Below are 2,075 nucleotides of genomic sequence, written 5' to 3' on the forward strand. Positions count from 1 at the left end.
AGTAGGGTCGGGGACTGGCGCGGTGGCTGTCGCTCCATTTCCAGTCCCCGCCGCTTCAAACCGTGCATGCAGTTCTCCCGCACACGGCTTTCCGACATCGTTCACCGGCTGGCATGCACCGTCGCCCCGCGTACGTTCCCGGTCAGGCGGTGGACCCCGAGTCGAGTGATCCACCCATAGGTGTAACGGGTGGTCCAGTTCCGGCCCGCGAGCCGGTGTTTACGGCTGGCGAAGATCGCCAGCCGCTCGTGGACGTAGCCGTCAATCGCGTTGAACTTCCGCCCGGAGTTCCCGTTGCGGAAAGACGCAGCCCAACCCCGAAGGACGGGATTGAGGTCGGCCACCACGGCGGACACCGGCCGTTCGGTCCGGGATCTGGAGGTCGCCGCGCGGACCTTGTCCCGCAGCACCCCCAATGCCCGCGCCGAGGGCCAGCGTTGCAGGTGGAACCTGCCCCGCCACTTCCACGACTCCACCTTCCGGTGATGGAATCCGAGGAAATCGAAACCCTGCCCGCCCCTGGTGAGGCAGACGATGCCGGACTTCTCCGGATGCAACCGCATCCCGAGCCCGCCCAGCACCTCCGCCGCCAGCTCACGCGCCTGCTCGGCACGCTGCCTGGTCGGCGACAGGACCACGAAGTCGTCGCAGTAGCGAACCAACGTCCCCAGCCGCCGGCCACGCGCCTGCCACGCCTCATCGAGGACATGCAGGGCCACGTTGGCCAGCAGCGGAGAAATCGGTGAGCCCTGCGGGGTTCCCGCCCCGGTCGGAAAGGTCACCCCGCCCTCCAGCACTCCCATCCGCAGCCACGCCCGGATCAGCTTCAGCATCGACCGGTCCACCACCCGCCGGGCCACCTGGACCATCAGCGCGTCGTGGTCGATCGTCCCGAAGCAGTCCCGGATGTCGGCCTCGAACACCCAATCCTGCCGCTGGTTCGCGGCGACGCGAACGGCCTCGCACGCGTCGATCGCGGACCTCTTGGGCCGGAAACCGAAGCTCGCCTCGGTGAACTGGGCCTCGAAGACCGGTTCGAGAACCAGTTTCGCGGCCGTCATCACCACCCGGTCCGCCACAGTGGGGATCGACAGCGGTCGCAACTCCCCCGGCCGCCCCGGCTTGGGAATCCGGACCCGTCGCAGCACCGACGGACGATACGTATGCGTCCGCAACCGCTCCGACAGGTCCTGGAGGAACTCATCCACCCCGGCAGCGGCCACCGCGTCGACGGTCACGCCGTCCACGCCCGGCGCGCCCCGGTTCGCACACACGCTGGACCACGCCCGCCACAAGACGTCCATGCGGTGGACGTGGCCGTACAGGGCATGGAACCGGCGTTCGGGTTCTTGCTTGGCACAGCGGTAGAGCGTCCACTGCAAGGCTCGGACCTTGTCCAGAGGACGCCGCTCACCGCGGCCTGTGTCCTCCCGGCGGGCGGACACAGCCGATTCGGCACTCACCCGGGCACCTCCTTGTTCGTGTCACGCATCGATGAAGCAGGGGCCCTTCGCTCCTGACGGGTTGTGTTGTCCCGCCGATCAGCACTACTACGACCCCCTCCGACTGCCTCTCGACAGCCCGCCACTTCCCGGTTCCGCCGGTTATAGGCGAGCCACGCTTCCCGGGCCGCAAATCCCGGGGCCGAGTAGGCCCTCTCCAGTTCCCAGGACACCCTTCCGACCATTCCACGCCCCTTACGCCGGGAGGTTCTTGAGCGCCCGCTCCAGGATCTGGGACGCCTTCCATGGCCTTCGCCAAACAAGCACAGGCTCGGCTCCTCCTTGGCCCGCCCCTTCCGGAGCGGGGGTTAAATGACGGCGCTGCAGGCTTCACTTGATGTTGCGGACTGGTCGGTCGCACGCCCCCGAAGGACGCTTGTCACTCCACTTCGACGCCGCCCTCTCGAACGACGCCGGGAGTCAGCTACCGGGGACCCTGGCGTCTCCCCGGACCGGACTCGCACCGGCTGGCTGCCCTGAGCTTGACGCCCGGTTACATCCCCTCCACCTCCTCTGAGCTGGGACGATGCCCGAGCTGCTGGACGTACGCTTGACTCTGTCGGGGATCTTGGT

General features: G+C 67.9%; 1 protein-coding gene. It reads right to left on the bottom strand.

All coding sequences use genetic code 11. The features are described from left to right. Window positions 1-101: 101 nt before the first annotated feature. Window positions 102-1,463 (bottom strand): group II intron reverse transcriptase/maturase, encoded by a 1,362-nt coding sequence (ltrA, locus tag ACZ6EM_RS40320; protein ID WP_465774669.1) that lies wholly within the window; start codon window positions 1,461-1,463, stop codon window positions 102-104. Window positions 1,464-2,075: the final 612 nt, after the last annotated feature.

The organism is Kitasatospora sp. NPDC041917, from assembly GCF_055589745.1.